Annotated in this window: 6 protein-coding genes and 2 pseudogenes; 6 read left to right on the top strand and 2 right to left on the bottom strand. The window is 36.2% G+C overall.

Translation table 11 applies throughout. The features are described from left to right. The 3 genes and pseudogenes from NKMY2_RS01770 to cobM form a co-directional block, all read left to right on the top strand. Positions 1-192: pseudogene (locus NKMY2_RS01770) on the top strand (precorrin-6Y C5,15-methyltransferase (decarboxylating) subunit CbiT); the annotation flags it as partial. Between the two features lie 40 nt (positions 193-232). Continuing rightward, positions 233-955 (top strand): precorrin-2 C(20)-methyltransferase, encoded by a 723-nt coding sequence (gene cobI / locus NKMY2_RS01765; RefSeq protein WP_042683923.1) that lies wholly within the window; start codon positions 233-235, stop codon positions 953-955. After that, positions 948-1721, top strand: a complete 774-nt coding sequence (gene cobM / locus NKMY2_RS01760) for a precorrin-4 C(11)-methyltransferase (protein ID WP_042683921.1) — start codon at positions 948-950, stop codon at positions 1719-1721. Before cobI ends, cobM begins: the two co-directional genes overlap by 8 nt. Before the next feature lie 46 nt (positions 1722-1767). Here cobM and NKMY2_RS01755 read toward each other — a convergent pair whose 3' ends face one another. Further along, positions 1768-2469 carry a hypothetical protein gene (locus NKMY2_RS01755; protein ID WP_042683920.1) on the bottom strand — a complete coding sequence of 234 codons (702 nt, stop codon included), beginning with the start codon at positions 2467-2469 and terminating at the stop codon, positions 1768-1770. 141 nt (positions 2470-2610) lie between these two features. Here NKMY2_RS01755 and NKMY2_RS01750 point away from each other — a divergent pair, with 141 nt between their 5' ends. Together NKMY2_RS01750 and NKMY2_RS01745 are read left to right on the top strand one after the other, a co-directional pair. After that, the gene (locus NKMY2_RS01750) at positions 2611-3396 is read left to right on the top strand and encodes a hypothetical protein (RefSeq protein ID WP_042683919.1); all 786 of its coding nucleotides are present in this window, start codon (positions 2611-2613) and stop codon (positions 3394-3396) included. A gap of 142 nt (positions 3397-3538) precedes the next feature. Continuing rightward, the gene (locus NKMY2_RS01745) at positions 3539-4084 is read left to right on the top strand and encodes a uracil-DNA glycosylase (RefSeq protein ID WP_320408944.1); all 546 of its coding nucleotides are present in this window, start codon (positions 3539-3541) and stop codon (positions 4082-4084) included. A gap of 758 nt (positions 4085-4842) precedes the next feature. On the opposite strand, the gene NKMY2_RS01740 is transcribed toward NKMY2_RS01745, so the two are convergent. Further along, complete coding sequence (locus NKMY2_RS01740; RefSeq protein ID WP_042683917.1) at positions 4843-5490, bottom strand: Snf7 family protein; 648 nt, start codon at positions 5488-5490, stop codon at positions 4843-4845. A gap of 237 nt (positions 5491-5727) precedes the next feature. On the opposite strand from NKMY2_RS01740, the pseudogene NKMY2_RS10610 reads away from it, so the two are divergent. Beyond that, a pseudogene (locus NKMY2_RS10610) lies at positions 5728-6860 on the top strand (hypothetical protein); the annotation flags it as partial.

The raw sequence follows: 6860 nt of genomic DNA, 5'->3' as shown, positions 1-6860 counted from the left end.
CCAGGTGCAAGAATTGTTGTTGGCGTAATCCTCATTGAGACACTTTATTCTGTTATGGAAACGATGAACAAATTGAATTTTAGTTCTGTTGACATGACCCAAATTACCATATCAAAAAGTAAAAAGACATCGACTGGAACAATGATGCTTGCAAGAAATCCAGTCATGGTGATATCTGCAACAAAAAACTAGCTCAATCAAGCTTTTAACTGGGAAAATTTTGATTCAAAACATGCATGATTTGATTTGCGTAGGATGCGGTCCAGGTGACCCAGAATTATTGACAGTTAAGGCAGTCAAGGCGATAAAGGAGGCCGAAGTAATAATGTGTCCTACAGCAAAGGAAGGAAAACCAAGCATTGCTCTTTCTGTAGTGGAATCAATCATAGAAAAATCAAAAAATCCAGAAATAGTAAATCTTGTCTTTCCGATGGTAAAAGACAAAGAAACACTGGAAACCACATGGGAGAACAACACCAAAATTTTAGCTCAAAAGGTACTCGAGGGAAAAAAAGTTGTATATCTTACGGTTGGTGATCCTTATCTTTACAGTACGTGGATATACCTAAACAGAGAACTTCAAAACAAATTCCCACAAATCAAAATCTCCGTCATTCCTGGAATTGTCTCAATGTTTACATTTGCATCAAAGGTTGGAATCAGTCTTGCAGAAGGAGCTGAGACCATGGCAGTTATTCCCTCCTGTTATGATCTATCAAGAGTAAAGGAAACTGCAAGAAACTGCGACACTATGATATTTCTCAAAGATGGCAGATACTTTGATCAGGTCATCAATCTGCTTAAAGAAGCTGGATTTTCCGATGATTCGATATTTGCAATCGGACAAGACCTTGGCACTCCAAATGAAATTGTAAGAAAAATGAAACTAGGCGAAGTAAGTGAATCAACAATGACTACGAAATATTTTTCCATCATGGTGGTAAAACGTGTCTAAGGTTTACTTTGTCGGCTGTGGTCCAGGAGATCCTGACCTGATCACAGTAAAAGCAAAAAAATTACTGCAAAAGGCAGACGTCGTGGTATATTCTGGCTCTTTAATCCCTGATCAAATACTCAAGACATGCAAAAAAGCAAAACTGCATGATGCCGCGGGTCTTGTTCGTGAAGAAATCTTTGAAATTTTAAGGAATAATGCGAAAAAAGGCAAACTAGTCATTAGATTACACGATGGGGATCCTGCGATATATGGTGCAATTCGGGAACAAACTGACAACTTGCAAAAGGAGGGAATCGAGTTTGAAATAATTCCCGGTGTTACGTCTTTTCTGGCATCCTCTGCGGCCTTGGGGCTCCAATTGACCCTGCCTGGAATAACTCAAACAATCATAATAACCAGGGCAGAAAAGCGCACTGCTGTTCCAAAACAGGAACGAATTTCAGAGCTTGCCAAGCATAAATCAACCATGATTTTCTATCTCAGCGTTCATCTATTGCAAGATATTGTAAAACAGACAATTGAGGGAGGCTATCCAAAATCAACACCTGCTGCAGTTGTGTATAGGGCAAGCTGGCCTGATCAAAAAATTGTTATTGGAACCCTGGGAGACATTGTAAAGAAAGTATGGGCAGAAAAAATCACGCGAACTGCTATAGTAATGATTGGAGATGTAATACAGCCAAAGTCGTATGAATACTCCAAATTATATGACAAGTCATTTAGTCATGGATATAGAAAAGCAAAAAAATCTTTTAGTAAATAATATCATACTACATAAACAAAAATAAAAAAGATTGAGTCGTAATTGACTAGTTGAAGGTTGTTGTTCCACCCACGTTGATAGTCCATTGGACTGTCAGTGAGTCGCTAGGTGCCATTGTGATTGTCGAAAACACTTGTCTTGCAAACATTCCATCAGTTTGGAAGTTAGCTGCTGTGTTGTTGAACAAACCTGACTCGTTTACAGTTTTGGAACTGGTGCCAGAGTTTGTGAATGTTGCTGCCAATACTACTTGTGCTTGTCCTGATGAGAGAGTTGAGTTGGTCCATGTAATTGTAGTTGCTTCTTTTCTTAGAAGACCTGGATTATTACCAGCATTTCCAGTGTTATTGTGTGAACCATAGAGTCTGACATCAGTGGCTAGTGGTGCAGCGGGAGTACCTGACTGTGTTGCGCTAACGTTTCCGATCTCAATGTATCTGAATCCTATGGTATTTGCTCCTGTACAAACATTACCAGCAGCTGATACTGCTGCAGGCACTGCTTGGAACAGTAGCTTTAGTGCACAGTTCTCTCCTTGATTGACAATCAAGTTGTCGCTTTGTCTGTATTCTTTGATATTACCTTCAGAGTCTGTTAGTGTTGTAGTTACATGTCCTGTAAATAATCCGGTCGTACCAAGACTAGCTTGATCCGCCTTTGTTATGGTTAGTCCAAAAATGCCAGAACCAAACAGGCCAGCTACAACTGCTAGGGAGACTCCAAACAGTATAGTCGTACTATATTTCATTGAGATATAGATCCTTTTACGCTATATATCGATTATGGACTTTTTTTAAATAAATTCTTGCCAAATTGGCACTTTTAGCTATGATTGGCCATCTTTTATCCAAAAGACATATTTTGATTTTTTTTATGTAAAAATGTTGAATTGCTACTATGCGCATCTCTCTTTCTACTGATTTTTTCTGGGTTTAGCATTGCTTATGCCTTTGAACCTATACCAATAACTGTCTCAGGTACGTTAGATAAAATAATTTTTGATGGAAAATGGACTCATGAGTTTGAATGGAAAGCATCAAGTCTTAATACATATTCTTATGATGACGAACAACAAATTGTTTTACGAAGTGCACATCAGGGTGATTTTGTTTACATATTTCTGGACGCGATAACCGATTATCACTTGGATGAACTAAATGATCATGCTGTTATCTGCTTTGATACAAAAAACGACAAAACCGCAATTCCAAACTCTGATGATTATTGTTTTATGACATGGCTTAAGGGAAAAGACAATTCAGTCTATAATGGCAATGAGACATCACTCAGCGATAATTATTTTCAAAAAATTTCAAACCCAATTGACTTTGTAGGCATAAGTGCGATATCTGATACAAATGATCGATATACTCCAATACCACACCCAAGCTATGAATTTAGAATCCCAACCGATCTTATTGGAAGAAAAAGCGTTTATGGATTCTACTTTCTGGTGTATGATGGGCACTTGAAAAAATCATACACATATCCTGAAAATATCAAATTAGAAAACTCAAACACTATACCAAATCCAAACGTCTGGGGCGAAATATATTCCCCTGACAAATCTCTACCAGAGTTTGATCTTCCCATACTTTCTTTATTTTTATCAACCATGCTGATAGTGTACCTGACACAAGTTAAAATGAGAAATGGTAAAATAAACTACAAATAAAACATTGATACAACCATCAGTCTCTAAAATAAATAAAAAAATCATACAGTGTCAAAAATGTCCTAGGCTTTCTAATTATATCAAAAATGTGGCACATGTTAAAGTAAAACGATACACTCATGAAAAATACTGGGGAAAACCATTGAGTGGTTTTGGTGATCCAAAAGCAAAATTACTCATTATAGGATTGGCGCCTGCGGCTCACGGCGGTAATCGAACAGGGAGGATGTTTACCGGTGATAGTTCTGGGGATTGGGTAGCCAAAGTTCTATACGATAATGGCTTTGCAACAAAATCCACAAGTCTGAAAAAAAATGATGGCTTTGAGCTGATTAATGCGTATATCACTGCAGCAGTAAAGTGTGCACCACCACAAAACAAACCTACCAAAGAAGAAATCAACACTTGCTCTGATTATCTTTATGAGGAATTGTTTCTTTTAAAAAACGTCAAAGTGATAATATGTCTTGGTAAGATAGCATTTGATGCCTTAAAATCCATACTTGGAGTTAAGCAGCAAAAATTTTTTCATGGTAATAATTTTTCATATGGCGGCAAAACCATACTTTGCAGCTATCATCCAAGTAGACAGAATACCCAGACAGGTAGGCTGAGATGGGATCAATGGAATAAAATATTTTTAGAAGCAAAGTCGATGTTGAGTGATAAATCAGTCTTTTCATTTTAACTAATAATAGGCGTGATACATCATTAATCTTATAAAATTTCTAACGCATACAACTATTATCATAAAGTTAGAATTATCAATACAAACAAAATCATTTCCTATTTGGAGTATTGAAGTGGGAAGTAGTAATTAATTCCGGATTATAGTAGATGCTATTCTATAATATCTTAAAACAATTTTTACATATAACACATTGGATGCAGCATATTTTTGAATATTGTATTACTGTATCAACTTTTTTAATACATATTTCATTATGCAATAAAATTGTCCGTCATATTTTTAGAATTTCTACATATTTGTCTGTATTGATAATGTAATGATCTTGACAAGTGTAGAGAACTGAATACATCTTTTACTAACAGAATATTTCTTATTAAAACTAAGATATTATAACAATACAGTAAGAAATTACATTACCTTCATAGAGATCATAGAAATTACTCTACACTTATCGTTTCAATAAAAATGAGATAAATCAGGCACATATTGTTATCACATTTAATTCAAAAAACTAACTTTAATTATCCATGATTTTAGTTTGTTTAGTTATTTTCTATCAGTTACTTTTTCTTGAGTGTTAATCATATAAAATTTTTTTAAGAAGTTATAATCTAATCTGTAATGCGATGATATTCAATAGTTCTCAAAATTAAGTCAGTGCTATGAATATGAATTGTAATTTATAATATTGATCAATAAAATGATTTACATCTTGATATAAGAAAACAAAAAGAACTTTTCGTCTTTCAAACTCTTTACTCGAGTGTGGAGCTTGATTGTGACGAAAGTCCGGAAGGTGAGGGAACTGATGGGAATCTGTCCCCGATTTGCTGTTCTGCAACTGCTGATGCTTCCTGCAAGATTCTTTCTGTCTCTTCACTTGAGATATCTGAATCAACATTGAATGCATCCCCTGCAAGTGAATCCATCATCAGACCACTGAGTGTTTGTGTCATTGCGTTCAGTTCAGAGTCTGCTTCTGGCATGAATCGTCCAAGTGATGATTTTAGACCCTTCATGGTAGACATTGCTGGACCTATTGCGACCATAGCATCTCCCAAGTCGTGTATTGTAGTCAGACGCAATTGTACTTGTTCTAGTGCCATTCTTGCGTTGCTGAGCATTTTTGTGACTTTGCGTATTTCAGCTAATTCATTTGATAATACTCGACTTGCGCTTGTGTCGTGTTGTTGCATTGCAGCTACGATTCGTTTGAAAAGTTGAGCGTCACGTTCGTGCAATTTGTTAAGCATTGAATCCATTTTAGAAATTTGGAGTTGCAGTTTGTTTACTGCTGTCTGAATTCTTGGTTTCAAAGCTCCCTGTGGCTTAACAGAATCTCGTAATTTTTCTGTTATACCTGCAGTCTCTTGACGTGCCCAATTCTTCTCGAAGCTGGTCATGCGCAATTGTTTAGGATTTGATTCTTAATTGACGAAGTGCATTATAATCAACTGTTGAGTAAATTTATCTGACAAACTATACCCATAGTGCAAATGGATCATCATCTATTTTGTAGATCGCAAAAGGACCTTCTGTATGAGGGAATATCCATATAAGCGAACTTGATAAAACAACAAAAAACAGATCGCTGATCTGATGAAGACTTAATTATTTTGCATTGCTCATAATTACGGAATGTGGTAACATTGGAAGGTGCGAAAATTGCTTCCTTATCATTAGTTTTTGTTTTAGTTATCTCATCGTTTAGCTCATCATTTAGTGAAACGTTACCAAATCATGAAACACAAATTAAACCGATTACGTTTGTTGAACAACAGTCTGTTTCAACGCTGACAAAAGATTTCAAAGTACAAGTGGATGAAAGCTCACATCAATTCGGAAATCAAGAAGTATCATTGAACTTAATCAAAAAGCCAGCTGTTGAATACACATCTAGACTTTCCATCATGGAGCAAATGACAGTGTCTAACAATGACGGTTCTGATAATCAGATCTACTTGTTAAAACACAATAACAACCAGGCAATCTTGGAGCGGGTCTTTAATCAAAGAAAATTTAACTTTGACAAGATATCTGATGTGGCATCTCCATTTGTAACTGCATCAGCATATCATAATACTATTGGATACCTGTCTGATAGTTTGAGTGATTCCGCTGATGACAACTTTGAACAAATTTTATCTAGAATCCAAACCTTTCTTACATCTAAATCTGATGTTGATCTAATTGAATTACAACCAGTTATCTATTCTATTCTAACTAAATTTGTATTTGATGATGTTGAAAACAATATACAATATGTTGGAGATTCATTTGAACAACAATCATCATCACTGCTCTTCATTTTTGCAGTTGTAGCCTTTTACATAATGGTAAGATCTGAAAATCCAAAAATCCGAATTCAAAACTATAACCGAATTTTATCTCTAGTTTTCATCTCTATTCTATTATCATCGGGAATTGCTTCCCCAATTTCCATCTCGAAATCATATTGGATTAAAGAGGCTTATGCTGATCATTCTGATCAAACACCTCATATCCAATTAGATAATGAATTAACATCTGATCCACAATCAACTAATTTACAGACGATTGAGTCTACTGTACCAGCCAACGTTACCCAAGCTGTACCAGCCAACGTTACCCAAGCTGTACCAGCCAACGTTACCCAAGCTGTACCAGCCAACGTTACCCAAGCTGTACCAGCCAACGTTACCCAAGCTGTACCAGCCAACGTTACCCAAGCTGTACCAGCCAACGTTACCCTAAGCGTATACCAGGACCAACGTTACCCTAAGCGTAGTACCAG

This window comes from Candidatus Nitrosotenuis chungbukensis (assembly GCF_000685395.1).
Taxonomy (GTDB): domain Archaea; phylum Thermoproteota; class Nitrososphaeria; order Nitrososphaerales; family Nitrosopumilaceae; genus Nitrosotenuis; species Nitrosotenuis chungbukensis.
The sequence above is the reverse complement of the archived record's forward strand: the minus strand, read 5'-3'. Positions and strand labels throughout refer to the sequence as shown.